Annotated in this window: 24 protein-coding genes; 15 read left to right on the forward strand and 9 right to left on the reverse strand. The window is 71.5% G+C overall.

Going from position 1 to position 23,247, the window contains the following annotated elements; translation table 11 throughout:
- Window positions 1–47 precede the first annotated feature (47 nt).
- Window positions 48–356, reverse strand: coding sequence for a DUF2530 domain-containing protein (locus tag OG514_RS15625; protein ID WP_266894999.1), 309 nt, complete (start codon window positions 354–356; stop codon window positions 48–50).
- A 149-nt stretch (window positions 357–505) separates the two neighbouring features.
- Between OG514_RS15625 and OG514_RS15630 the strand changes: the two genes are divergently transcribed.
- The gene (locus OG514_RS15630) at window positions 506–1,957 is read left to right on the forward strand and encodes an NCS2 family permease (RefSeq protein ID WP_266895001.1); all 1,452 of its coding nucleotides are present in this window, start codon (window positions 506–508) and stop codon (window positions 1,955–1,957) included.
- On the opposite strand, the gene OG514_RS15635 is transcribed toward OG514_RS15630, so the two are convergent.
- Window positions 1,927–2,205: a hypothetical protein gene (locus tag OG514_RS15635; protein ID WP_266900858.1), complete on the reverse strand. Its 279-nt coding sequence runs from the start codon at window positions 2,203–2,205 to the stop codon at window positions 1,927–1,929. The genes OG514_RS15630 and OG514_RS15635 overlap by 31 nt on opposite strands.
- 212 nt (window positions 2,206–2,417) lie before the next feature.
- Between OG514_RS15635 and OG514_RS15640 the strand changes: the two genes are divergently transcribed.
- The 3 genes from OG514_RS15640 (at window position 2,418) to OG514_RS15650 (ending at window position 5,853) form a co-directional block, all read left to right on the forward strand.
- On the forward strand, window positions 2,418–2,861 hold the full coding sequence (locus OG514_RS15640) for a MarR family winged helix-turn-helix transcriptional regulator (protein ID WP_015035348.1): 444 nt from the start codon (window positions 2,418–2,420) through the stop codon (window positions 2,859–2,861).
- Window positions 2,862–2,887: 26 nt separating this feature from the next.
- Complete coding sequence (locus OG514_RS15645; protein ID WP_266895006.1) at window positions 2,888–4,225, forward strand: MFS transporter; 1,338 nt, start codon at window positions 2,888–2,890, stop codon at window positions 4,223–4,225.
- Window positions 4,226–4,464: 239 nt separating this feature from the next.
- On the forward strand, window positions 4,465–5,853 hold the full coding sequence (locus OG514_RS15650) for a signaling protein (RefSeq protein ID WP_266895008.1): 1,389 nt from the start codon (window positions 4,465–4,467) through the stop codon (window positions 5,851–5,853).
- Between the two features lie 24 nt (window positions 5,854–5,877).
- On the opposite strand, the gene OG514_RS15655 is transcribed toward OG514_RS15650, so the two are convergent.
- The gene (locus tag OG514_RS15655) at window positions 5,878–6,384 is read right to left on the reverse strand and encodes a GNAT family N-acetyltransferase (RefSeq protein ID WP_266895010.1); all 507 of its coding nucleotides are present in this window, start codon (window positions 6,382–6,384) and stop codon (window positions 5,878–5,880) included.
- A gap of 33 nt (window positions 6,385–6,417) precedes the next feature.
- On the opposite strand from OG514_RS15655, the gene thpR reads away from it, so the two are divergent.
- Together thpR and OG514_RS15665 are read left to right on the forward strand one after the other, a co-directional pair.
- On the forward strand, window positions 6,418–7,002 hold the full coding sequence (thpR, locus tag OG514_RS15660; protein WP_266895011.1) for an RNA 2',3'-cyclic phosphodiesterase: 585 nt from the start codon (window positions 6,418–6,420) through the stop codon (window positions 7,000–7,002).
- Between the two features lie 187 nt (window positions 7,003–7,189).
- The gene (locus OG514_RS15665; protein WP_266895013.1) at window positions 7,190–8,179 is read left to right on the forward strand and encodes an aldo/keto reductase; all 990 of its coding nucleotides are present in this window, start codon (window positions 7,190–7,192) and stop codon (window positions 8,177–8,179) included.
- A gap of 42 nt (window positions 8,180–8,221) precedes the next feature.
- On the opposite strand, the gene OG514_RS15670 is transcribed toward OG514_RS15665, so the two are convergent.
- Window positions 8,222–8,782, reverse strand: a complete 561-nt coding sequence (locus OG514_RS15670) for a MarR family winged helix-turn-helix transcriptional regulator (protein ID WP_266895015.1) — start codon at window positions 8,780–8,782, stop codon at window positions 8,222–8,224.
- Between the two features lie 44 nt (window positions 8,783–8,826).
- Here OG514_RS15670 and OG514_RS15675 point away from each other — a divergent pair, with 44 nt between their 5' ends.
- Complete coding sequence (locus tag OG514_RS15675) at window positions 8,827–9,228, forward strand: carboxymuconolactone decarboxylase family protein (protein WP_266900859.1); 402 nt, start codon at window positions 8,827–8,829, stop codon at window positions 9,226–9,228.
- An 86-nt stretch (window positions 9,229–9,314) separates the two neighbouring features.
- The gene (locus tag OG514_RS15680; protein ID WP_266895017.1) at window positions 9,315–10,013 is read left to right on the forward strand and encodes a hypothetical protein; all 699 of its coding nucleotides are present in this window, start codon (window positions 9,315–9,317) and stop codon (window positions 10,011–10,013) included.
- Between the two features lie 26 nt (window positions 10,014–10,039).
- On the opposite strand, the gene OG514_RS15685 is transcribed toward OG514_RS15680, so the two are convergent.
- On the reverse strand, window positions 10,040–10,720 hold the full coding sequence (locus tag OG514_RS15685) for a GDSL-type esterase/lipase family protein (RefSeq protein ID WP_266895019.1): 681 nt from the start codon (window positions 10,718–10,720) through the stop codon (window positions 10,040–10,042).
- A 79-nt stretch (window positions 10,721–10,799) separates the two neighbouring features.
- Complete coding sequence (locus OG514_RS15690; RefSeq protein WP_266895021.1) at window positions 10,800–11,639, reverse strand: alpha/beta fold hydrolase; 840 nt, start codon at window positions 11,637–11,639, stop codon at window positions 10,800–10,802.
- A gap of 94 nt (window positions 11,640–11,733) precedes the next feature.
- On the opposite strand from OG514_RS15690, the gene OG514_RS15695 reads away from it, so the two are divergent.
- Entirely contained in the window at window positions 11,734–12,729 is a 996-nt protein-coding gene (locus OG514_RS15695) for a WD40 repeat domain-containing protein (RefSeq protein WP_266895023.1), read from the forward strand.
- 69 nt (window positions 12,730–12,798) lie between these two features.
- Here the strand turns inward: OG514_RS15695 and serC are convergent, their stop codons facing one another.
- A complete protein-coding gene (gene serC, locus OG514_RS15700) occupies window positions 12,799–13,917 on the reverse strand; it encodes a phosphoserine transaminase (RefSeq protein WP_266895025.1) in 1,119 nt (372 codons plus the stop codon).
- Between the two features lie 51 nt (window positions 13,918–13,968).
- Between serC and OG514_RS15705 the strand changes: the two genes are divergently transcribed.
- Entirely contained in the window at window positions 13,969–16,767 is a 2,799-nt protein-coding gene (locus OG514_RS15705; RefSeq protein WP_266895027.1) for an FAD-binding and (Fe-S)-binding domain-containing protein, read from the forward strand.
- Window positions 16,768–16,841: 74 nt separating this feature from the next.
- Here the strand turns inward: OG514_RS15705 and OG514_RS15710 are convergent, their stop codons facing one another.
- Entirely contained in the window at window positions 16,842–17,264 is a 423-nt protein-coding gene (locus OG514_RS15710; RefSeq protein ID WP_266895029.1) for a MarR family winged helix-turn-helix transcriptional regulator, read from the reverse strand.
- Between the two features lie 202 nt (window positions 17,265–17,466).
- Here OG514_RS15710 and eno point away from each other — a divergent pair, with 202 nt between their 5' ends.
- Complete coding sequence (gene eno, locus OG514_RS15715) at window positions 17,467–18,768, forward strand: phosphopyruvate hydratase (RefSeq protein ID WP_266895031.1); 1,302 nt, start codon at window positions 17,467–17,469, stop codon at window positions 18,766–18,768.
- Between the two features lie 98 nt (window positions 18,769–18,866).
- On the opposite strand, the gene OG514_RS15720 is transcribed toward eno, so the two are convergent.
- Window positions 18,867–19,724 carry a LysR family transcriptional regulator gene (locus tag OG514_RS15720; RefSeq protein WP_266895033.1) on the reverse strand — a complete coding sequence of 286 codons (858 nt, stop codon included), beginning with the start codon at window positions 19,722–19,724 and terminating at the stop codon, window positions 18,867–18,869.
- 309 nt (window positions 19,725–20,033) lie between these two features.
- Between OG514_RS15720 and OG514_RS15725 the strand changes: the two genes are divergently transcribed.
- The 4 genes from OG514_RS15725 to OG514_RS15740 all read left to right on the forward strand — a co-directional run bounded on the left by OG514_RS15725 (window position 20,034) and on the right by OG514_RS15740 (window position 23,152).
- Window positions 20,034–20,900 (forward strand): DMT family transporter, encoded by an 867-nt coding sequence (locus OG514_RS15725; RefSeq protein WP_266900860.1) that lies wholly within the window; start codon window positions 20,034–20,036, stop codon window positions 20,898–20,900.
- 125 nt (window positions 20,901–21,025) lie between these two features.
- Window positions 21,026–21,403 carry a VOC family protein gene (locus tag OG514_RS15730; RefSeq protein ID WP_266895035.1) on the forward strand — a complete coding sequence of 126 codons (378 nt, stop codon included), beginning with the start codon at window positions 21,026–21,028 and terminating at the stop codon, window positions 21,401–21,403.
- Window positions 21,404–22,443: 1,040 nt separating this feature from the next.
- Complete coding sequence (locus OG514_RS15735; protein ID WP_266900861.1) at window positions 22,444–22,626, forward strand: DUF1272 domain-containing protein; 183 nt, start codon at window positions 22,444–22,446, stop codon at window positions 22,624–22,626.
- A gap of 103 nt (window positions 22,627–22,729) precedes the next feature.
- Window positions 22,730–23,152 (forward strand): hypothetical protein, encoded by a 423-nt coding sequence (locus OG514_RS15740; RefSeq protein WP_266895036.1) that lies wholly within the window; start codon window positions 22,730–22,732, stop codon window positions 23,150–23,152.
- Window positions 23,153–23,247: the final 95 nt, after the last annotated feature.

Genomic DNA, 23,247 nt, shown 5'->3' on the forward strand with positions numbered 1-23,247 from the left:
GCAGGGCGAAGATCCGACCGGGGGAGGAGGCGAATCGTCCCCCGGTGCTACGTGTGAGGGCGCGCCTCGGGGTCCTGCGCCGCATCCGCCCCGGCCGCCTCGGCCGTCTGCGCCGCCTCGTGCCGCTTGATCGCCGCGTCGCGCTTCCGTACGTACCAGATGCCGATCAGGCCGAGGCCCGCTCCGGCCAGGCAGGTCCACACCCACCAGGTCAGGTCCCGGTCGTCGAACCAGCCGTAGAACGGGACCTGGACGAGGAAGAGGACGAACCAGAGGATCGTTCCGCCGGTGATGGTGGCGACGACGGGCCCTTCGAGGGGCTCGGGTGCCTCGTGCTTCGGTGTCCACTTCGCCATGGGGGTCAGTCTAGGTGGCGGGAAATCGTATCTACGCGCGGAGATAGACGCTCGCTCGTTCATGTGTTCATACTGAAACGGTTTGCCTCTGGCGGGTTTCCTTCGTATGAACCGCCAAACGGACGTCTCCCGAAGAGGAACCCCACCCCATGAGCACCACGGCCACCGCCAAGGCCATGTCCCCCGAGCCTTCCGCTCCCCAGGAGCCGACCTCGGGTCTCGACCGCTACTTCAAGATCTCGGAGCGCGGCTCGACCGTCGCCCGCGAGGTCCGCGGCGGCTTCGCCACCTTCTTCGCGATGGCCTACATCATCGTGCTGAACCCGATCATCCTCGGCAGCGCCAAGGACATGTACGGGCACCAGCTCGACGGTGGCCAGCTCGTCACCGCCACCGTCCTCACGGCGGCGTTCTCGACGCTCCTCATGGGTGTCATCGGCAACGTCCCGATCGCCCTCGCCGCCGGCCTCGGCGTCAACACGGTCGTGGCGCTCCAGCTCGCGCCGAAGATGTCCTGGCCCGACGCCATGGGCATGGTCGTCCTCGCGGGCGTCGTCGTGATGCTGCTCGTCGCGACCGGTCTGCGCGAGCGCGTGATGAACGCGGTCCCGGTCGGCCTGCGCAAGGGCATCGCGATCGGTATCGGCCTGTTCATCATGCTCATCGGCCTCGTCGACTCGGGCTTCGTCTCCCGCATCCCCGACGCCGCGCACACCACCGTCCCGCTCCAGCTGGGCGGCGACGGTCACCTCACCGGCTGGCCGGTCCTGGTCTTCATCCTGGGCACGCTCCTCACCCTCGCGCTGATCATCCGCAAGGTGCCGGGCGCGATCCTCATCTCCATCGTCGTCATGACGATCGTGGCGATGGTGATCAACGCGGTCGCGACCGTCCCGTCCTGGGGTCTGACCACCCCGGAGTGGCCGGGCAACCCGGTCGCCTCGCCCGACTTCGGGCTGGTCGGCGAGGTCAGCCTCTTCGGCGGCTTCGAGAAGGTCGGTCTGCTGACCGGCGTCCTCTTCGTCTTCACCGTGCTGCTGTCCTGCTTCTTCGACGCGATGGGCACGATCCTCGGCGTCGGCGACGAGGCCAAGCTGATGGACAAGGACGGCAACTTCCCCGGCATCAACAAGGTCCTGCTCGTCGACGGCCTGGCGGTCGCGGCCGGCGGCGGCACCTCCTCCTCGGCCAACACCTGCTTCGTGGAGTCCACGGCGGGCGTCGGCGAGGGTGCGCGCACGGGTCTGGCCTCGGTGGTGACCGGCGGTCTGTTCTCGGTGGCGCTGTTCCTCACACCGCTGGCCACGATGGTCCCGTCGCAGGCGGCGACGCCCGCGCTGCTCGCGGTCGGCTTCCTGATCCTGGCCGGTTCGGTCAAGGACATCGACTGGAGCGACTTCACCATCGCGGTGCCGGCGTTCCTGGCCATGGTGATGATGCCGTTCACGTACTCGATCACGAACGGCATCGGCATCGGCTTCATCGCGTTCAGCGTGCTGCGCCTGGCGACCGGCCGGGGCCGTGAGGTCCCGGCGGCCATGTACGTCGTGTCCGCGGTCTTCGTCTTCTACTACGCGATGCCGGCGCTCGGCCTCACGTGATCGCGGGGGGCGTCGGTCGCCGCGACGGCCGCCCCGGTCGCCGCTCCGGCCGCCGCCCCGTCGGCCGGAGTCGAGAGCGGCTCCGCACCGTAGAACTTCTCCGTCTCGTCGACGGCGGTCTTGAACCGCTCGTCGAAATCCTCGCGAATGAGCGTCCGGGCCACATAGTCCTGGACGCTCATTCCTCTTTTCGCGGCGTGACTTCTGAGCCGGTCGAGCAGCTCACCGTCGATGCGCAGGCTGAGCACTGTCGATCCCATGCCGTTCAGGGTCGGGGCTGCCCGGGCCTCTTTGCGTCACTTTCCGGATCCGACTCACTCGTTTGGGTGATACATGGATGCCGAAGCGTGATCTGTGTGCGTCCGGTTCACGCGGGGGTGCAGGCGTACGGGTGTGATCCACGCGACGTCGGCGTGTTCCCGTTGGTATTTAGGCAGAGTAATGAGTTAGGCTAACAAACATGCCTGACCTGTCCCACGGCACAGCCGACGACGCCGCGGCCGTGAACGCGCTCCGCTCCTCCGTCATGCGACTGGGCCGACGCCTCAAGCACCAGCGCGTCGACGAGTCGCTGAGCCCCACCGAGATGTCGGTGCTCGGCACCCTCGCGCTCTGCGGCTCCGCCACCCCCGGCGAGCTGGCCCGCAAGGAGCACGTCCAGCCGCCGTCGATGACCCGCATCGTCGCGCTGCTCGAAGCCAAGGGACTGGTCCGGCTGGAGCCGCACCCCGACGACCGCCGACAGAAGGTCGTCAGCCAGACCGAGCAGGCCGAAGCCATGCTCGAAGAGTCCCGCCGCAAGCGGAACGCCTGGCTGGCCACCCTCGCCGAAGGCCTGGACGAGGACGAATGGGCCAAGCTGCGCGCGGCCGCCCCGGTCCTGGAGAAGCTCGCCCACCTGTAGTCCATGCGCCAAGGAGGCGACGCACTTTGAGTACGGGACCCGGAGCAGACTCCGCACCCGTCCACAAACCCACCCTCAAGACCCGTGGGCGGGGGGAAACCTTCTCCTCGCTCCGTATCCGCAACTACCGGCTGTTCTTCACCGGAGCGATCGTCTCCAACACCGGTACGTGGATGGCCCGTATCACCCAGGACTGGCTGGTCCTGAGCCTCACCGGCTCGGCCGCCGCCGTCGGCATCACGACGGCCCTGCAGTTCCTGCCGATGCTGCTCTTCGGCCTCTACGGCGGAGTCATAGCCGACCGCTACCCGAAGCGGCTCCTGCTCCTCTTCAGCCAGGCGGCCCTCGGCCTCTGCGGCCTCGCACTCGCCGTCCTCACGCTCTCCGGCAGCATCCAGGTCTGGCACGTCTACCTGATCGCCTTCCTCCTCGGCATGGTGACGGTCGTCGACAACCCGGCCCGGCAGTCCTTCGTCTCCGAGATGGTCGGCCCCGACCACCTCCGCAACGCCGTCTCCCTGAACTCGGCGAACTTCCAGTCCGCGCGGCTCATCGGCCCCGCCGTCGCCGGTGTCCTCATCGCCGGAGTCGGCAGCGGCTGGGCGTTCCTCCTCAACGGCCTCTTCTTCCTCGCGCCCCTCACGAGCCTCCTGCTCATGCGGACGAGCGAACTCCACAAGGTGGAACGCGCCCCGCGCGGAAAGGGCCAGCTGCGAGAGGGCCTGCGGTACGTGGCAGGGCGGCCGGACCTGATCTGGCCGATCGTCCTCGTCGGCTTCATCGGCACGTTCGGGTTCAACTTCCCGATCTGGCTCACCGCCTTCTCCAGCGACGTCTTCCACGTCGGCGCCGGCACGTACGGCTTCCTCAACACCCTCATGGCGGCCGGCTCCCTGGTGGGCGCCCTCGCGGCGGCCCGCCGCGGCTCGACCCGGCTGCGGATGCTGGTGGTCGCGGCGGCGGTCTTCGGAGTCCTGGAGATCGCGGCGGCCCTGTCACCCGCGTTCTGGCTGTTCGCGCTGCTGCTGGTACCGATCGGCATGATCGGCCTCACGGTCAACATCACCGCGAACTCGGCCGTCCAGATGGCCACGGACCCGGCCATGCGGGGCCGGGTGATGAGCCTCTACATGATGGTCTTCGCCGGCGGTACGCCGATCGGCGCGCCGCTCCTCGGCTGGGTCACCGACACGTACGGCGCCCGCGTCGGCTTCGCGACGGGCGGCGTCATCTCCCTGACGGCGGCGATCGTCGTCGGCCTGGTCCTGGCCCGCGTGGGCGGTCTCAAGATCGCCTGGGCGTGGCACCACGGCCACCCGCAGGTACGGTTCGTGGCGCGCGAGCGGCTGGCGACGGCGGCCTGACCTTCCGGGGCGGGGGCGGACGTTCTGCCTCCGCCCCGGCCCTCCGGCAACCCCCTGAATCTTCCCCCGACCCCTCGCTTCCCTGTGCGAAGATCGCGGCACCGTGCAGGTGAAGATCTTGAAAGGGGGGCTTGCACGCCCATGACCATGCGTTCCGCCCACATACCGGGCCACGGCTCACCGAAGGCTCCGGCGGCCACCGCCGCACCGTCGCAGCGACGGAACGGAGCTGTTCCGCCATGCCGCTGACCCGCCGTACCCTCCTGACCGCGATGGCCGCCACTCCGGTCCTCGCCCCCGTCGGAGCCGCCCAGGCGGCCGTCCCGCAGGCCGGACCCGCGGCCGCGTCCGTCGCCGAAGGCCTGCCGCCCGGCAGCCTGCCCGCGGGGCACAGGTTCGACCTGCGGGCCGAGCCCGTCGACCTGTTCGGCAAGGAGATCCCCCTCACCCAGACCAGGGTGCACCAGCAGGTCGCCTTCGATCCGGTGACCGGCCTGGCCTACGCCGTACAGCTCATGAGCGGCGGCCGTCGGCTCCCGGACGAGGTCACTCCCACTCCCCTGACCCGCGACGACCGCGACCGTCGGGGCGATCTGTGCGTCAACCAGCTCGCGCCCGACGGCACCGTCCTCGCCGTCATGTACCTGAGGGGCTTCGGTCACGGCGGCGGACTCGGGGTCGAGCACGTCGACGGCACTTCCTGGCTCTGGCTGGAGACCGACGCGGACCGCGTCACCAGCGGCTTCGCCTACGGCAAGCACATCGGCCGGATCGCGTTCAAGCCCGACGCCGTCGTCGACGCCGGGAGCGCGCTCGTCGAGGTGTTCGACCCCGTCCCCGGAGCCTCGCAGATCACCCCGTCCCTGGACGTCGACCACGGCCGCATCGCGGTACGCCATGTGTCGTCCGGCACCGCGGAGTACCGCGTCTACGGCCTCGACGCCTTCAAGAGCCGTGCCTTCACCCCGGAGCGCAGTTTCCCGGCGAAGTACCGCACCCAGTCCTGGTGCCTGTACGGGAACCTCGTCCACCAGAACGAGGGCAATGCCTACGGCGACGACAACCCGAGTCCGGGCAACTCCTGGTGGAACGTCTACGACGTCACCACCGGCGAGGTGGTCGAGCGGACCTTCAACACCACCGCTCTCCACCTGGACCACCGCGAGACCGAAGCCATCACCGTCCGCCGAACCCCCGACGGGCCGCAGCTCGTGTTCGGCTTCGCCACCCAGGAAGACCGACGCATGGCCCTCTATGGCATCACCAGCACCACCGACGGCACCGGCGACCACGTCCCGTGGACCGAACTGGAGTACGACAAGACCGTCTACACCGCCACCAGCAACTACCTCCCGCAGTACCGCCAGTCGGGCAACCGCATCGACCTGCACCTCCGGGTGACCCGCGCCGACGGCGCCGCGTGGACCAGCGGCGAAACGATCCTCACGCTTCCGCCGCACATCCGCCCCCGCCGCACCCAGGGCATGGTGGGCCAGACCACCGGCGCCGGGGTCACCGGCCCCCTCACCATCCGCTGGGAGGTCACCGCCGACGGCTCGCTGCGCATCTACGACGAGCGCGGGTTCAAGGGCTGGATCGGGCTGGACGCCGGGTACTTCACCAGCTGACCGTGCCCACGGAGCGGCGGGTCCTCAGACCCGCCGCTCCAGTACCTGGCCCGCCCAGTCCCCGACCAGGAACGTGTCCGTCGGGGTGAAGTGCTGGCTCTCGTAGTACGCGACGAGCCGGCCCTCGCTGCCCGCGAAGCAGTCCACCCGCAGCAGCGACACGCCCTGCCGCCGCGTCTCCTCCGCCGCGTGGGCGAGCAGCGCCGCGCCCACCCCCAGGCCGTGGAACCGCGCGTCGGTCGCGAGCAGCCGTACGTACACCTCGGGCTCGTCCGCCGGCGCGATGTGCTGCCCGGGGAACGGCGTCAGCGTCATCGTCCCCGCCGGTACGCCGTCGACCTCGGCGATCCACGGATCACCGGCGCCCATCGTGTCCTGCACCTGCTTCACCGCCTTGGGCCGCGCGGAGAACGGCTCGGTGCCCCACTGGGCGGTGATCCCCTTGCCGTTGAGCCAGACCACGGCACTGTCCAGCACGTCGAGTATCGCGGGGAGGTCCTCCGCCCCGCCCTTCCTGATGGCGATCTTCATGCCGCAGAGGCTAACCGCTGCCACACTCGCCTCATGAGGCTCTTCGCCGCCGTCCTGCCGCCCGCCGCGCGCCTGGACGAGCTCGGACACGTCGTCGACCGTCTGCACCGGCTCCCCGGGGCCGACGGGCTCCGCTGGACCTCGCGGCCCGGCTGGCACCTCACGCTCGCCTTCATGGGGGAGGTCGACGAGGAGCTGCTGCCCGAGCTCCGCGTCCGGCTCGCCCGGGCCGCGCACCGCACGCCGCCGTTCCCGCTGCGGCTGCACGGCGGCGGGCACTTCGGGCGGCGCGCCCTGTGGACGGGGGTCGCCGGCGACCTGGACGACCTGCGGCTGCTCGCCGAGCGCGCCGACGCCGCCGCGCGCAGGGCCGGGGTCCCGATGGACGAGCACCGCCGCTACCAGGCGCATCTGACGCTCGCCCGCGCCCGTACGGACGAGGTGGACCTGCACCCCTTCCTCGACGAGTTCGGCACCTTCGAGGGCGCCCGCTGGGAGGTGGGGGAGCTGGCCCTGGTGCGCTCGAACCTGCCGGTGAGCGGGGTGCGGGGCGAGCAGCCCCGGTACGAGCAGATCGGCGGCTGGCCGCTGGAGGGGCGGGGTGAGGGTGCGGGGTGAGGGGCGCGGCGGACGGCCGGGTAACCTCGAAGCGTGGATCCGAAGACCCGAAACCGAATCATGGCCGGCGTGCTCGTTCTGATGTTCGCGATCATCGCGGTGGCGTCGGTGTCCAGCCAGTAGCCCCGACCCACCCCGTGGGAACCCCCTTGCTTCGAGCGCACTCGAAGCAGTTGGCTTGGCGCCCATGGAGTACACGCAGCTCGGACGCACCGGACTCAAGGTCAGCCGACTCGTCCTCGGGACGATGAACTTCGGACCCCAGACGGACGAAGCCACCAGCCACGCCATCATGGACACGGCGCTGGACGCGGGGCTCAACTTCTTCGACACCGCCAACGTGTACGGCTGGGGTGAGAACAAGGGCCGGACCGAGGAGATCCTCGGCTCCTGGTTCGCGAAGGGCGAGGGTCGCCGCGACCGGACCGTCCTCGCCACCAAGGTGTACGGGAACATGGCCGCCGACGGCGACGCCTGGCCCAACCACGACAAGCTCTCGGCGGTGAACATCCGCCGCGCGGTCGACGCCAGCCTCAAGCGGCTCGGCACGGACTACATCGACGTCTACCAGTTCCACCACGTCGACCGCTCGACGCCCTTCGAGGAGATCTGGCAGGCGGTCGACGTCCTGATCCAGCAGGGCAAGGTCCTCTACGCCGGCTCCTCGAACTTCCCCGGCTACAAGATCGCCCAGGCCAACGAGACCGCCGCCCGGCGCGGCTCGGTCGGCCTGGTCAGCGAGCAGTGCCTCTACAACCTCTTCGAGCGGCGCGCGGAGATGGAGGTCATCCCGGCCGCGCAGGAGTACGGCCTCGGGGTCATCCCCTGGTCGCCGCTGCACGGCGGCCTGCTCGGCGGTGTCCTGAGGAAGGAGGCCGAGGGCAAGCGGCGTACGGAGGGCCGCGCGGCGGCCACCCTCGCCGACCCGGTGTCCCGCGCGCAGCTCCAGGCCTACGAGGACCTGCTCGACAAGCACGGCCTGGAGCCGGGAGAGGCGGCCCTCGCGTGGCTGCTCACCCGGCCGGGTGTGACGGGCCCGATCGTCGGCCCGCGCACCCCGGAGCAGCTGACGAGTGCGCTGCGCGCCCTGGAGGTGGAGCTGAGCGAGGAGGTCCTGGCCGGTCTCGACGAGATCTTCCCGGGCCCGGGGCCGTCGCCGGAGGCTTTTGCCTGGTAGGCGCGCCTCCAGGTGGCGGATGCCTTCCAGGTGGTGGATGTCTCAGGGGGTGCCGAGCCAGCTGGTGGCGTCCAGGCGGAACGCCGTCTCCGCGGGGACGACGTTCCGTAGGGCCGCCTCCAGGTCCCGGACGCGGTCCGCGCCGAGGGTCGCGGCCCATTCCGCCCGTAGTTCGTCGAAGATCGCGGCGGAGCGGGCCAGGGCCTCGTACCCCCGTGGGGTGAGGTGGACGAGTTTGCGGCGGGCGTCGGCGGGGTCGTCGGCGCGCTCGGCGTAGCCGAGGGCGAGCAGTCGGTCGACGGTCTTCCCGGCGGCCTGCTTGGAGACGCCGAGGCGCCGCCCGATCTCGCTGGCGGTGGCGCCCCGGGCGCCGATGGCCTGCATGGCGAAGCCGTGGGCGGGGCGCAGGTCGGGGTGGCCCTCGGTGGCGAGGCGGGCGTGGAGCCGGTCGATGAGGGTGCGGAAGCCGCCGAAGAGGAGCAGGGGGAGCTCGTAGCCCCGGCCGCCGCCGCTTTCTGCGGTGCCGTTCTCACCGTCGGCGTTTTCACCGTTGCCATTATCGACAACCTGGTTTACGTTTTCCCTCGACACATGGTCAACCATGTTGTCGATTCTACCCGCCCGAGCCTGGAGACGCCTCCGTGGACATGTCCGCCCGTACCGCCAACGCCGTCGCCCTCCTCAAGGAGTCGCCCGAGACCCTCGACGGCTTCCTGAAGCTCAGTCAGACCTTCGAGTCCACCACCCTCGACCCGCACTCCCGCGAGACGGTCATCCTCACCGTTGCCGCACGCAACCAGTGCCACCTCTGCGTCGACATGCACGAGGCCAAGATGGCCGCGCTCGGTCCGGCGCCCGACCCCGAACGCCTCGCCGCCGTACGCCTCTTCACCCTCCGGGTCCTCGCCTCGTCGGGCGCGGTGGCCGACGAGGAACTGGCCGCCTTCCAGGCCGCCGGCTACACCCGCCGCAACGCCCTGGAGGTCGTCCTCGGCATCGGCGCGTACACCCTCTCCACCTTCGCCAACCGCCTCACGCGCGCGGCCTGAGGAATCGCCGAAAGACCTTATGAATCAGGCGAGTTGAGCCCTACCCTGATCCTCCGTCACGCGGGGGTCACCAGGGGGAGCGAACCATGCAAGCGGAACGCGTACTGCCACGTGAGTACCGGATCAGACCCGGCAGGCTGGCCGCCGTCTACATCGCGGTGGGCGTCGGACTGCCCACGGCGGGGCTGCCGATCTGGACCGAGGAGGGCATCCCCGGCTGGGGCAAGGCACTCGGCACCCTGCTGCTGCTCGCCCTCCTCGGCTGGCTCGTCCTCGCGGCCCGGAGCAGCTCCACGTCCGCCGATCTCAAGGGCATCCGGGTCCGCGGCATGGTCAAGAACCGGCAGCTCGCCTGGGAGGACATCCACGACCTCAGGGCCGTACCCAACCCGAGCGCGGGCATGGGCCAGGGACAGCCGCGGATCATCTCGTACATGTACGGGCGCGACGGGCGCCGCGTCCAGCTCATGTACCTGGACGACAACCACGTCGCCGTCGACCGCGAGATCGCCGCGCTCCGGGTCGCCTGGGAGAGGCACCGCGGGGAGGACTGGTCGCCGAACGCCGCGGCCGACCGGAGGATCGACGGGCGGTCCCGCCGCGAGGGCTCGCTCCTCCTCGCGTTGTCCTGGGCCCTCATGTCGGTCCTCGTCGCCGTCGTCCTCTTCCTCGTCCTGCTGTTCACGGACAGCGACGCCATGAGCCCCGAGTGGATCCTGATCACCCCGGTGGTGATCTTCCTGGTCGTCTGGATCGGCTCCAGCCTCCGCAACCGGAGCCAGTAGCGGCACGGGCCGCCCCGCAACCGGAGTCAGGAGCGGTACGAGCCGCCGAGGCCCCACGCCTGGTGCATCGCGTCGGCGAAGGCCGCGGCCAGTTTGTGCTCGCCCGTGGGGCCCGGGTGGGTGCCGTCGTAGGTGTCCGCGTCGAGGTCGTACGACTCCGAGATCGCGGCCAGGAGCAGGGGCGAGGCGGCGGTGTCGAGGTCGGCGACCGCCTTCGCGAGCAGCTCGTTGAAGCGCTCGCACTCGGTGGCGAAGGGCGCGTCGTACCCGGCGCGCACATTGGGGATGACCGGCAGGAGGACGGCCCGGACGTGCGGGTTCGCGGCGCGGGCCGCCGCGACGAACGCCCGGACGTTCTCCTCGGTCTGCTCGCTGTTGGTGTAGAAGCCCAGGTCGATCAGGCCGAGCGAGATCAGCAGCACGTCGGCGCCGGTCACCGTGACCGTCTCGCCGATCACTGGCGCCATGTGCAGCCAGCCCTCGCCCCAGCCGGCCAGATGGCGCCGGGCGTGGGCGGGGAAGGCGGGGTCGGCGTACGCCTCCGAGGCCGGGGCGTCGGCGGCGGGGTCGTACAGACCGGTGCGGGGGCCGACGATCTCGTACCCGCCGGGGAGCGTCGACTCCAGGTGCCGCCACATGCGGTACCGCCAGGTCCAGTCGCCGGCGCGTCCGATGGTCATGCTGTCGCCGACGAACAGAAAACGCATGGTCATATCATCGCGGACGGCGTCCCGGGCCTGCGACGTGATCCGGGACACGGGCCGGGGCCTCTCCCCCCGAGGACCTCTACCTCAGGAAGTCACCGACCGTCTCCGTGAACCGCGCCGCGTCGTCGTGCCACGGGAAGTGCCCCGCCCCGTCCAGCACGGCGAAAGCCGCCTTCGGGAACAGCTCCGCGTACGCGGCCGCCGTCGGCACCGGCGTGTTCACGTCCCCCTCCCCGGCCACCACGAGCACCGGCCGCGCGAACTCCGCGAACACCGCACGCGTGGCCTCCGCGTCGAACGCCCCCTCGCCCGCGAAGACACCCCCACCCTCACGGTTCCGCTGCCCCTCCCCGGCGGCGTGCCGCTCCCGCGCGGCCTCGTCCCAGGTCCCGTGGAAGAACGGCGTCACCGCCTGGAAGCTCTCGCCGGTCCCACGCCCCGCCGTGACCTCCTCAAGCGCCGCGTACGCCGGACCGAACCACGGCTCGTCCCGCCGCAGCCGCGCCGCCGCCAGCCGCTCCTCCGGTGCCGTGCCGAGCCCGACGGCCGCCGTGCCCGGGGTGACGAGCACGAGCCGGCCGACGCGCTCCGGGTACCGGGTCACGTACAGCGCGGCGAGGTTCGCGCCCGCCGAATGGCCGAGGACGTCGACCGTGTCGAGGCCGAGGTGCGCGCGCAGCGCCTCCACGTCCTCGACGAGCCGGTCGCAGCGGTACGAGGCCGGGTCGTCCGGTACGGCCGACGCGCCCGTACCCCGCAGGTCGAGCCGGATCAGCTGCCGGTGCGCGGTCAGACCGCCGAGGTCGCCGAGATAGGCGGAGTCCTGGAGCGGACCGCCGGGGAGACAGAGGAGCGGGGCGCCGGAACCGGAGACGTGGAAGGCGAGCGTCGTGCCGTCGGGCGCGGAGAAGGTGGGCATTGCGTGACCCTGACAGCCGCTCCGGGGCAGGTCAAGGAGGTTTCGGGGTCGGCGGACCAGGCCCTCGTCCCCGCGCCGTGGCAGGCTGGGGGACATGCGATCTGCTCTGTGCGCCCTCGGCGCGGCGGCGGCCCTGGTGCTGCTCCCGGCCGGTCATGCCCGTGCCGAAGGGCAGGAGCCGGACCGGGACTTCACCATCGAGGACTCCCGCATCACCGAGTCCAGCGGCCTCGCCGCCAGCCAGGCCCACCCGGGGATCTACTGGACGCACAACGACCAGGACGCGCCCCTGATCTACGGCATCGACTCCCGTACGGGCAAGACGGTCGCGACCCTGACCATGCAGGGCGTGGGCACCCCCCGCGACATGGAGGCGATCGCCGTCGGCCCGGACGGCGACATCTACGTCGGCGACATCGGCGACAACCTCGACGGCACCTGGGACCACGTCTGGGTCTACCGCTTCCCCGAACCGAAGGTCCTCAAGGACCAGAAGGTCGCGGCGAAGCAGTACGTCGTGAAGTACGCCGACGGGGCGCGCAACGCCGAGGCGCTGATGGTCCACCCGAAGACCGGCCGGGTGTACATCGCGAGCAAGAACGAGGACGGCGGCGGCCTGTACGCGGGCCCCGAGCGGCTCTCCTCGTCGGGGACCAACGTCTTCCGGCGCGTCGGGGAAGTCCCCTGGGTGACCGACGGCGCCTTCTCCCCCGACGGCGACCACCTCGTCCTGCGCGGCTATCTCATGGCGCGCGAGTACGGGTGGAAGGACGGCCGCCTCGCCGACGAGGGCACCTCGATCGGGGCCACGTTCCAGGGCCAGGCGGAATCGGTGACGTACACGAGGGACGGCTCGGCGTTCATGCTCGGCGCGGAGGGCGCCGACAGCCGGGTGGTGCGGCTGGACCGGCAGGACGCGGGGCGCCCCGCGGAGAAGCCGGGCGGCTCCCCGGACACCCCGGGCGCACCGCAGGCCCCGCAGTCGCCGGCCGCCGACGGCGAGAAGGGCAACGTCACCGTCGGCTTCCTGGTCCTCGCGGGCGCGTTCGTCCTCGTCTTCGGCGTGAAGCGTCTGCTGCGACGGGACTGAACCGGCGTACGCACGACGAAGGCCCGGCGTCGGATCCGTCCGATGCCGGGCCTTCGCGGGAACCGAGTGCTACAGCTTCTCGATCACGTAGTCGATGCAGGCCGTCAGCGCGCGCACGTCCGCCGGGTCGATCGCCGGGAACATCGCGATCCGCAGCTGGTTGCGGCCCAGCTTGCGGTACGGCTCGGTGTCGACGATGCCGTTCGCGCGCAGCACCTTCGCGACCGCCGCCGCGTCGATCTCGTCCGCGAAGTCGATCGTGCCGATGACCTGCGAGCGCTTCGCCGCGTCCGTGACGAACGGCGTCGCGTACTTGGACTCCTCGGCCCAGCCGTACAGCGCGTCCGAGGACTCCTTCGTCCGGGCCACGGCCCAGTCGAGGCCGCCCTGGCCGTTGATCCACTTCAGCTGCTCGTTCAGCAGGAAGAGGGTCGAGAGCGCCGGGGTGTTGTACGTCTGGTTCTTCAGCGAGTTGTCGATCGCCGTCGTCAGCGAGAAGAACTCGGGGATGTGCCGGCCCGAGTCGTGGATCGTCTGCGCCCGCTCCAGGGCGGCCGGGGAGAACGCCGCCAGCCACAGGCCGCCCTCGGCGGCGAAGGACTTCTGCGGGGCGAAGTAGTAGACGTCCGTCTCGGTGATGTCGACCGGGAGGCCGCCCGCACCGGAGGTCGCGTCGACCAGGACGAGGGAGCCCGCGTCGGCACCGGCGACCCGCTTGATCGGGGCCGCGACACCGGTGGAGGTCTCGTTGTGGGTGTACGCGTAGACGTCGACGCCCGCCTCGGCCACCGGCTCCGGGTGGGTGCCCGGGTCGGAGGAGATCACGGTCGGCTCGGCCAGCCACGGGGCCAGCTTGGCGGCCTTCGCGAACTTGGACGAGAACTCGCCGAAGGTGAGGTGCTGCGACTTGTGCTCGATCAGACCGTGGGTCGCGACGTCCCAGAAGGCGGTGGAGCCGCCGTTGCCCAGGATCACCTCGTAGCCCTCGGGGAGCGAGAAGAGGTCACGGATGCCGGTACGTACCTCGCCGACCAGGTTCTTGACCGGAGCCTGGCGGTGGGACGTGCCGAGGAGAGAGGTGCCGGTGGCGGCCAGGGCGTCCAGCGCCTCCGTACGCACCTTGGAGGGGCCCGCGCCGAAACGGCCGTCGGCGGGCTTGATGTCAGCGGGAATCTGGATATCAGCCACGAGGCGGAGAGTATCGGGTCGAGAAGGGGCCGGTCGCCGGATGTCCGCCCGATGAGACGAGGTCTGAGACATCCTGGGCTTGTGGGAACACACCAGGAACGCGCCGGGGATCTCGCAGGACTCGCCGCCGGGCTGCGCGCGGCCGTCGCCGGAGAGGTCGACTTCTCGACCACAGCCCGCGCCCTGACGACCATGGACGCCTCCAACTACCGCCGGGTGCCTGCCGGTACGGTCGCGCCGCGCGACGCCGACGACGTGGCGGCGGTCCTGGAGGTGTGCCGGGCGCACGGGACGCCGGTCGTCGCGCGCGGCGGCGGCACGTCCATCGGGGGCCAGGCCACCGGCACGGGCGTCGTGCTCGACTTCACACGGCACATGGCGGGGCTGGTGTCCCTGGACCCCGAAGCACGGACGGCGGTCGTCCGACCGGGGCTCGTCCTCGACCGGCTGCGGGAGGCGGCACGCCCGTACGGCCTGACGTTCGGCCCCGACCCGTCCACCCACAGCCGCTGCACCCTCGGCGGCATGATCGGCAACAACGCGTGCGGGGCGCACTCGGTCGCCTGGGGAACGACGGCGGACAACGTGCGCTCACTGGAAGTGATGACGTACGCAGGCGCGACGTTGACGCTGGGGCGGGGTGGGCAAGGCGCCCCCGCCGGACTCCTCGATCTCGTCGACCGTCATCTCGCCCTCCTGCGGACCGGGTACCCGGCCGGTCTGCCGCGCCGTATCTCCGGGTACGCGCTGGACGCGCTGCTCCCGGAACGGGGCGTGGACCTCGCCCGCGCGTTCTGCGGCAGCGAGGGGACGCTGGGAGTGGTGACGGAAGCGACGGTGGCCCTCGTCCCGCTGCCGACCGAGCCGGTCCTCGTGGTCCTCGGATACGCGGACGAGAGCGCGGCGGCGGAGGCGGCGGCAGGACTCCTGCCGTACGAACCGCTCACGGTGGAAGGGATGGCGGCCGATCTCGTACACGGCGCTTCCGGGCTGCCGAAGGGCGGGGCCTGGCTGTTCTGCGAGACGGACGGGGAGGCAGCGGCGCGGCGGCTCGTGCGGGCGGCCGACGCGATCGACTCCGCCGTGGTGAGGGACCCGGCCGGACAGCGGGCCCTGTGGCGGATCCGGGAGGACGCGGCGGGTACGGCGACACGGACCCCTGGGGGCACCTCCCGGACGGAGCCCGGGGGAGGCGGAGAGGCATGGCCGGGGTGGGAGGACTGCGCGGTGCCGCCGGCGAGGCTCGGCGCGTACCTCCGCGAATTCCGTGCGCTGCTGCGGGAGTTCGGGCTGCGCGGGGTGCCGTACGGACACTTCGGCGACGGCTGCGTCCACGTCCGGATCGACTTCGACCTGTGGACGGAGAAGGGAGTACGGGACTTCCGGCGCTTCTCCGAGGCCGTGGCGGACCTCGTCGTCGCCCACGGCGGCTCCCTCTCCGGGGAGCACGGCGACGGGCAGGCGCGCGCCGAGCTGCTGCCGAAGATGTACGGGGAGGAGCTCGTCGCCCTGTTCGGCGCGGTCAAGGACGTGTGGGACCCGGACGGCGGCCTCAACCCGGGGATGCTGGTCCGCCCGCGCCCGCTGGACGAGGGGCTGCGATTCACCGGACTGCCGCTCGTGGGGCTGGGAAGGGAAGCGGCCCGCTGCGTGGGGGTGGCCAAGTGCCGCGTGGAAGGCCCGAGTTCGGGGCCGGGGGTGATGTGCCCCTCCTACCGGGCGACCGGGGAGGAGAAGCACTCCACCCGGGGGCGGGCACGGCTGCTCCACGAGATGGCACTCGGCGAGGTCATCACGGACGGCTGGCGCTCGGAGGAGGTCCGGGAAGCGCTGGACCTGTGCTTGTCCTGCAAGGGCTGCCGCAGCGACTGTCCGGTGGGCGTCGACATGGCCGCGTACAAGGCGGAGTTCCTGGACCGGCACTATGCGGGACCGCTCGGCTTCCTGCGCCGACCGCGCTCCCACTGGACGATGGGGCGGCTGCCGTACTGGCTGGACGTCTTCGGACGGGGTCTGAACACCGGGATGCGGCTGCCGTTCGCGGCGCGCCTGGCGGGGGTGACGCCGGAGCGGGCGATGCCACGCGTCGCGGAACGGACCTTCACCTCCTGGTTCGCCGAACGCGCCTCGGCCCGCCCGCCGGCCGTGACCCTGTGGCCGGACACCTTCACCGACCACCTGGCCCCGGAGGTCGGCCGGGCGGCGGTCCGGGTCCTGGAGGCGGCCGGACTGGGCGTGGCGCTGCCGCAGGGACGGGTGTGCTGCGGGCTCACGTATGTGTCGACGGGGCAGCTGGGGGCGGCGCGGAAGGTGATGCGGCGGGCGCTCGACGCCATGGGGGACAGGGAAGGGCCCGTCGTGGTCCTGGAACCCTCCTGCGCCGCGACCCTCCGCACCGACCTGCCCGAACTGCTGCCGGACGACCCCCGCGCCGGCCGCCTCGCCGCCTCCGTCCGCACCTTCGCCGAAGCCCTGGAGACCCTGGCACCCGACTGGACCCCGCCCCGCCTGGACCGCCCGGTGACCGGCCAGACCCACTGTCACCAGCACGCGGTCCTGGGCGACGCGGCGGACCGCCGCCTACGCGAACGCGCAGGACTGACAGGGGATCTGGCAGGCGGCTGCTGCGGCCTCGCGGGCAACTTCGGCTTCGAGCCTGGCCACTACGAGGTCTCGGTGAAATGCGCGGAGGACCAACTCCTCCCGGCCCTCCGGGGCGCGGCCCCCCACGCAGCCGTCCTGGCGGACGGCTTCTCGTGCCGGACACAGATGGGGGATCTGGCGGGAGTGCGGGCGCGGCACGTGGCGGAACTGCTGGCGGAGGGGGTGGACGTGGGGGAGGGGGTGTAGAGGGGTGGGACTGTGAGGCGTCCGGGGGTGAGCCGGGTGCGTGGGCTGCTGGTGCGGCCCGCGCCAGAAGCTCTCTAGCGGGCGGCGAGTCGCTCCATCAGGGCGGCGCTGCGGGCCAGTACCTCGCGCTCCTCGCCGGTCAGCTCAAGCTCGATGGCCTGGGCCAGCCAGCCCGCCCTGCGTCCGCGCTCCGCCTCCAGGGCGGCCTGTCCTGCGGGGGAGAGCTCCACCAGGGACTTGCGGCCGTCCGTGGGGTGCGCCCGGCGGACGACGAGTCCCTGTTCCATGAGCAGCCCGACCGCGCGGGCCATGGACTGGGGTCGTACGCGCTGGTCCGCCGCCAGGTCGCTGGTGGTCATGGCCCCGTTGCGATCGAGGGTGCCGAGTACGGAGGCCTGGCCGAGCGGGATCCGGTCCTCGTGCTTCACGCGGCGCGTGAGCTTGCCCATCGCTATACGCAGTTCGGTGGCGACGGCGGCGGGTTCCGGGGTGGGCATACGGCACTTTAACCGGTGACCACCGGCGGAGCTCTGCCCCTCAGCTGTGCAGCCGAACTGTGCAGCCGGACTGTACAGCTGAACTGTGCAGGCAAACTGAACAGCTGAACTGAACAGCATTGCTGTAGAGTCAGTGCTGTCGCGGCAGGCGCCAGCGTTGTCGCAGCAGGGTCGCGGCGTGCGTCAACGCAAAGGACCTCCCATGGTTTCCACGGCCGCCGTATCCACCGCCATCCAGTCCGTCACCGCCCGCCGGGTCATCGACAGCCGGGGCAACCCCACCGTCGAGGCCGATGTCCTCCTCACCGACGGATCCCTCGGCCGCGCCGCCGTCCCTTCCGGTGCCTCCACCGGCACACGGGAAGCCGTGGAGCTGCGCGACGGGGACCCCGGGCGCTGGCACGGCAAGGGCGTCGACCGTGCGGTCGCCCACGTCAACGGCGACATCGCCGCCGCGGTCGTCGGGCGCGACGCCGGCGACCAGTCGGGACTCGACGCCGCTCTCGTCGCCCTCGACGGCACGGCCGACAAGTCCCGGCTCGGTGCCAACGCCCTCCTCGGCGTCTCCCTCGCCGCAGCCAAGGCCGCCGCCGCGGCCCACCGCCAGCCGCTCTACCGTTACCTCGGCGGCGCCGACGCCCGTCTCCTCCCGCTGCCGATGATGAACATCGTCAACGGCGGCGCCCACGCCGACAATCCGCTGGACTTCCAGGAGTTCATGATCGCTCCGGTCGGTGCGGAGACCTTCGCGGAAGCCGTCCGCATGGGCTCCGAGGTCTTCCACACGCTCCGTCGCGATCTGCTGTCCGCCGGGCACGCCACGGGCGTCGGCGACGAGGGCGGCTTCGCGCCCTCCCTCCGTACCGCCGAGGAAGCGCTCGACTTCGTGATGGCGGCCATCGAGCGCACCGGATACCGACCCGGCGCGGACATCGGCCTGGTCATGGACCCGGCGTCGTCGGAGTTCTTCCGCGGCGGGGTGTACGACTACACGGGCGAGGGGGTGCGTCGTACGCCCTCCGAGCACGCCGACTACCTGGCCAAGCTGATCGACGCGTACCCGATCGTCTCCATCGAGGACCCGATGGCCGAGGACGACCTGGACGGCTGGCGGGAGCTGACCGCCCGTGTCGGCGACCGCTGCCAGCTCACCGGCGACGACGTGTTCTGCACCAACGAGGGTCTGCTGCGCGAGGGCATCCGTACCGGCGTCGGCAACTCTGTCCTGGTCAAGGTCAACCAGATAGGGACTCTGACCGAAGCCCTCGCCACGGTCGCCACCGCGCACCGCGCGGGCTGGACCGTCGTCATGTCGCACCGCTCCGGCGAGACGGAGGACACCACCATCGCGGACCTGGCGGTGGCGACGGGCTGCGGCCAGATCAAGACCGGCTCGCTGTCCCGGTCCGACCGTACGGCGAAGTACAACCAGCTCATCAGGATCGAAGAGGAGCTGGGTGCCTCCGCGCGGTACGCGGGCGGCGCGGTGCTGGACCGTTCCTGACGGACCGCACTGCCCGACGGCCGTAGGTCGTCTCTTTCGGATCTTGCCTGACCCGAAAGAGACGACCTGGCCCTCGGTGTCGGCCCCGGCCTTCGCTCTCAGTTCCCGCTGACGATCTCCCGCGCCATCGCGACCAGCGCCCCCGTCGCCGGGTGCGGGAACGCGTCCCGCCAGGCCAGGACCACCGGCAGTGGTGGCGCGTCGGGCAGCGGGCGGTAGGTGACGCCCGGGTGTGGGTGCAGGGCCGCCGTGGACGCCGAGGAGACGCCGACGCCCCGGCCCGCCGCGATCGCCGTGAGCCAGTCGTCGGTGTTGGCGACCGTCACGGTCGCCGCCGGGCGCGTGGCGGCCGGCCAGAGTGTGAGGGTGGTCGTACCGGAGACGGTGTTGAGGACGACGGTGCCGCCGGCCAGGTCGTCGAGGGTGAGGGCGGGCCGGTCGGCCAGCGGGCCGTCGGCGGGCACCGCGGCGACGCGCTCCTCGGTCGTGAGCTCCTCGGTGGCCAGGCCCGGCGCGTCGACCGGCCCCCGCAGCAGGGCCGCGTCCACCTCGCCCCGGGTGAGTCCGGCCGTGCGGTCGTCGATGCGGAGGAGTTCGAGGGGGGTCTCGGGGTGCTCGCGCTGCCAGCGCCGGAGCAGGGGCGTGGTGTACGGGCCGAAGGCCGACCAGGCGTGGCCGAGGCGCAGCGGCCGGTGGCGCAGTCTGGCCGGGTCGACGGCGGCCTCGAAGGCGGCGAGTGCCGCGGCGGCCCGGTCCCGGAAGGCGCGGCCCTCGGCGGTGAGGGCGAGGTGGTGGGTGGAGCGGTCGACGAGCCGGGCGCCGAGGTGCTGTTCGAGGGCGGCGAGCGTACGGGAGACGGCGGGCTGGGTGAGGTGGAGCCGGGCGGCCGCCCTGGTGAGGCTGGATTCCTCGGCGATGGCGAGGAAGCAGCGGAGGTGGCGTAGCTCGATGCTCATGCGTCCGGAGCATAACCGCAGCACAATCGGCATTTCCGGCGCCGCGCGGGGGCTCGTAGCGTGGGAGGAGAGGGGGAGGGCTGCAGGAGGGGAGCGGGAGGGGAGCGGGAGGGGGACTTCGGGACGGGCCGCCGGTAGTGCATTATCGTGAACTGGGAGTACAGTTCATTAAACCTTGTTGTGTGGTCTGGTGTGGAGGAGCGGTCGGTGGACAGTCCGGTCAAGGAAGTGACCCCGGCGGCGGTCGCGGCCGGCGTGGAACCGGTGGGCACCGTCCCCGGATCGGTCCGCGCCCGGGGGCCGAAGGGCCTGGCGGGCCACCGCTTCGGGCCCGTCGCGCTCGTCGTCACGGGTGGGCTGTCCGTACAGTTCGGATCGGCTCTCGCCGTCCTCCTCATGCCCCGGGCCGGCGCCCTCGGCATCGTCACCCTGCGGCTCGTGCTCGCCGCGGCGGTCCTGCTGATCATCTGCCGCCCGAAGGTCCGCGGCTACGGCCGCGCGGACTGGGGCACGATCGTCGCGTTCGGTACGGCCATGGCGGGGATGAACATCCTCTTCTACCAGGCCGCCGACCGGATTCCGCTGGGCGCCGCCGTGACCCTGGAGGTCCTCGGCCCGCTGATCCTCTCCGTGGTCGCCTCCCGCCGCCTGATGAACCTGCTGTGGGCGGGCCTCGCCCTCGGCGGCGTCGTCCTGCTCAGCGGCGGCGGCTTCGACCGCCTCGACCCGGTGGGTGCGGCCTTCGCGCTCGCGGCGGGCGCGATGTGGGCCACGTACATCATCTTCAGCGCGCGCACGGGCCGACGCTTCCCGCAGGCGGACGGGCTCGCGCTCGCGATGGCCTTCGGCGCCGTCCTCAGCCTGCCACTGGGCATCGCGGAGGCGGGCGACAAGCTCCTCGTACCGTCGACGATCGGCCTCGGCCTCGCGGTCGCGCTGATGTCCTCCGTCCTGCCGTACACCCTCGAACTCCTCGCCCTGCGCCGCCTGCCCGCCCCCACCTTCGCGATCCTGATGAGCCTGGAACCTGCCATCGCGGCGGCGGCAGGCTTCCTCGTCCTCAGCCAGGCCCTGTCACTCACCGACGCCCTCGCGATCGCCCTGGTGATCGCGGCGAGCATGGGCGCGGTACGGACGCAGGTCCGGGCTGCCAAGTCCGCGGCGGCGACGCTCTAGCCGGCTCGGGTCAGGTCAGGTCAGGGCGGTGCGGGGCAGGCGGGCGAGGCCCGGATCCCGGGAGACGGCTGACCGACTCGGGGTGGGCCCGGCAGGGGGCAAGGGGCAGGTCCTAGGATCCGCGCATGATCGCTGAACTGCAGTGCCTCGTCATCGACTGCCCGGCGCCCGCCGAACTCGCGGTGTTCTACCGCTCGGTGCTCGGCGGCGAGGTCGACCGCCCGGACGGCCGCTGGTCCCTGGGCGAGGCCTGGTCCACCCTCCACACCCCGGCCGGGCTCGTCCTCTGCTTTCAGGGGGTCCCCGACCACCGCCCACCGACCTGGCCGTCCCCGGAACGCCCCCAGCAGTCCCACCTCGACTTCGCCGTCTCGAACCTGGACGAGGCGGAGGAACAGGTCCTGGCCCAGGGCGCGACCCTCCTGGACGGGGGAGAGGGCAAGAGGAGCTGGCGCGTCTACGCGGACCCGGCGGGGCACCCGTTCTGCCTGGTCAGGCACTGAGGGTCTGGTGAGTGGGGTCTCCTGGGCGCGAGGGGTGGGCCGGGAGGATGAGCTTCTGGTGGGACCGCCCTCTTTCCGAGAGTCGCTCCTTCCGGTGGTGCGTCAAGGGCGCTCCCTGCGGTCGCGTCGCTGCGCGATGGCCTTCGGCCACCCTTGACCCACCACCTCCAGGAGCGAAAGACCTCTCGGAGGGCGGTCCGGGGGGCGGGGTCACCGCCGGGCCCCGGGCAGCGGCTAGGGGCGGCGTGCGTCTGCCGGCTGGTGGGTGGGGGCTTGGTTCGCGGTCGGGGCGGGTGGGTGAAGTGCCGCCGGTCGGGGGTGCGCTGCCGTGTGATGGGGTGGCCGGGCTCGGCTTAGAGGCCGACGGCAGACCTCGGTGGGGCTTCAGGCCCCGCTGGTCGCTTCCGGTGGGTGGGGAGGGGTGGATAACCCTGCACTACTTGCGGTAACAGGCCCCGGATTAAGCCCCAAAGGGAATCAATAGCTCTTTTCGGGCGATCAAAGTGCAAGAAACTCTCGCGAGCGGCTCCCGCCACCCACGAACACAGACCAGCGGGGCCTGAAGCCCCACCCCGTCCCGCCGTCAGTCGCTAAGCCGAGCCGGGCCGCCCCATCACACGGCCGCGCACCACGAACCCACCGAAGGTCACCCACCCAGCCCTGCCGCTAACCAAGCCCCCACCCACCGGCCGCCAGACGCAAGCAACCCCCGGACACTGCCCGGGGCTCTGCGTAGGCCGGGTCCCCCGGCCGCCCTCCGAGTGTGAAAAGGCGGCCTCCGCCGCCGGGTCAAGGGTGGGCGCAGCCCATCGCGCAGCGACGCGACCGCAGGGAGCGCCCTTGACGCGGTGGTGGAGGCCGCCACACTCGGAAAGAGGGCGGCCGCACCCGCACCTCACCGGAAACCTCCGCCCCCCCGAGCCAAGCCGGACCTCGCGCGACCCGATCCTGTTGATCATTGGCCCACTGGCTGTTTCGGGGGTGTCGGGGTCGCCTCGACGATGGGGGTGTTGTCCGACGTTCGAGGAGGGGAGCCCGTCGTGGCCCTGGAGATGCGTGAGCAGTGCGAGCGGTGTGAGGTGGCGGTGCTGGTGGTGGACGGGCCCGCACGGATCTGTTCGTACGAGTGCAGCTTCTGCGTGCCGTGTGCCGACGCCATGAGTGATGTCTGCCCCAACTGTGGTGGCGAGCTCGTGCCTCGGCCGCGGCGGATCCTCAAGTAACTGCCTCCAGCCGCCCAGCCGCCCAGCCGAGTTCGTTGCCGACGGGAGCGTCGTCCAGGGGTCTATACATTGCATGTATACGCTCTGCGTATAGTCAGGCCTCATGGCTCCCTCCTTGCCCACCCCCCTCGCCCCGCGGCTCCTGAAAGCCGTGATCGTCTCGCTGCTCGCCGTCGCCGCTTCTCATCTCGTCCTTTCCGACACCCTGTATCTGGCCCTCAGCGGTCAGGCGGCGGCGACGTTGGGTGTGGGGCCCGGCTACTCCGCCGATCAGGCGTTCACCGCCGCGATCATGAACACCGTCCTCCTGATGCCGTTCGTCCTGTGGGCCGGCATGCGCATCACCGGGGAGCGGAGAGTCGGGCCGATGGTCCTCGTGGGCACGGTCGGTTGGGTCGCCGTCGTGGGCAACGGCATCGACGCCATCGATGACGTCCCCGGTGCCCTGCTTCCTCTCCGCTCCCTCGTTCTCGTGGTCGCGGTCACCGCCCTGGCCGCCGTCGTTCAGCGGTGGCCGAGGGAGTAAGGCCAGAAACTAAAGCAAGCACGCTTGATTGTTTCTGGTCCCGCTGTCATGCTCCTCGCGAAGGCCCGTGAACGCCCGTCCCCGAGGGGAGCGCA

Origin of the sequence: Streptomyces sp. NBC_00572, assembly GCF_026341815.1 — a bacterium.
Lineage (GTDB): Bacteria > Actinomycetota > Actinomycetes > Streptomycetales > Streptomycetaceae > Streptomyces.

Bases quoted from the DNA above. Each gene is read 5' to 3' on its own strand.
- OG514_RS15680 (WP_266895017.1), top strand. From the start codon at position 9,315: ATGCAAGCGGAACGCGTACTGCCACGTGAGTACCGGATCAGACCCGGC.
- OG514_RS15665 (WP_266895013.1), top strand. From the start codon at position 7,190: ATGGAGTACACGCAGCTCGGACGCACCGGACTCAAGGTCAGCCGACTC.
- OG514_RS15685 (WP_266895019.1), bottom strand. From the start codon at position 10,720: ATGCGTTTTCTGTTCGTCGGCGACAGCATGACCATCGGACGCGCCGGC.
- thpR (WP_266895011.1), top strand. From the start codon at position 6,418: ATGAGGCTCTTCGCCGCCGTCCTGCCGCCCGCCGCGCGCCTGGACGAG.
- eno (WP_266895031.1), top strand. From the start codon at position 17,467: ATGGTTTCCACGGCCGCCGTATCCACCGCCATCCAGTCCGTCACCGCC.
- OG514_RS15625 (WP_266894999.1), bottom strand. From the start codon at position 356: ATGGCGAAGTGGACACCGAAGCACGAGGCACCCGAGCCCCTCGAAGGG.
- OG514_RS15730 (WP_266895035.1), top strand. From the start codon at position 21,026: ATGATCGCTGAACTGCAGTGCCTCGTCATCGACTGCCCGGCGCCCGCC.
- OG514_RS15630 (WP_266895001.1), top strand. From the start codon at position 506: ATGAGCACCACGGCCACCGCCAAGGCCATGTCCCCCGAGCCTTCCGCT.
- OG514_RS15640 (WP_015035348.1), top strand. From the start codon at position 2,418: ATGCCTGACCTGTCCCACGGCACAGCCGACGACGCCGCGGCCGTGAAC.
- OG514_RS15650 (WP_266895008.1), top strand. From the start codon at position 4,465: ATGCCGCTGACCCGCCGTACCCTCCTGACCGCGATGGCCGCCACTCCG.
- OG514_RS15695 (WP_266895023.1), top strand. From the start codon at position 11,734: ATGCGATCTGCTCTGTGCGCCCTCGGCGCGGCGGCGGCCCTGGTGCTG.
- OG514_RS15675 (WP_266900859.1), top strand. From the start codon at position 8,827: ATGTCCGCCCGTACCGCCAACGCCGTCGCCCTCCTCAAGGAGTCGCCC.
- OG514_RS15655 (WP_266895010.1), bottom strand. From the start codon at position 6,384: ATGAAGATCGCCATCAGGAAGGGCGGGGCGGAGGACCTCCCCGCGATA.
- OG514_RS15720 (WP_266895033.1), bottom strand. From the start codon at position 19,724: ATGAGCATCGAGCTACGCCACCTCCGCTGCTTCCTCGCCATCGCCGAG.
- OG514_RS15670 (WP_266895015.1), bottom strand. From the start codon at position 8,782: ATGGTTGACCATGTGTCGAGGGAAAACGTAAACCAGGTTGTCGATAAT.
- OG514_RS15705 (WP_266895027.1), top strand. From the start codon at position 13,969: ATGAGACGAGGTCTGAGACATCCTGGGCTTGTGGGAACACACCAGGAA.
- OG514_RS15690 (WP_266895021.1), bottom strand. From the start codon at position 11,639: ATGCCCACCTTCTCCGCGCCCGACGGCACGACGCTCGCCTTCCACGTC.
- OG514_RS15710 (WP_266895029.1), bottom strand. From the start codon at position 17,264: ATGCCCACCCCGGAACCCGCCGCCGTCGCCACCGAACTGCGTATAGCG.
- OG514_RS15740 (WP_266895036.1), top strand. From the start codon at position 22,730: ATGGCTCCCTCCTTGCCCACCCCCCTCGCCCCGCGGCTCCTGAAAGCC.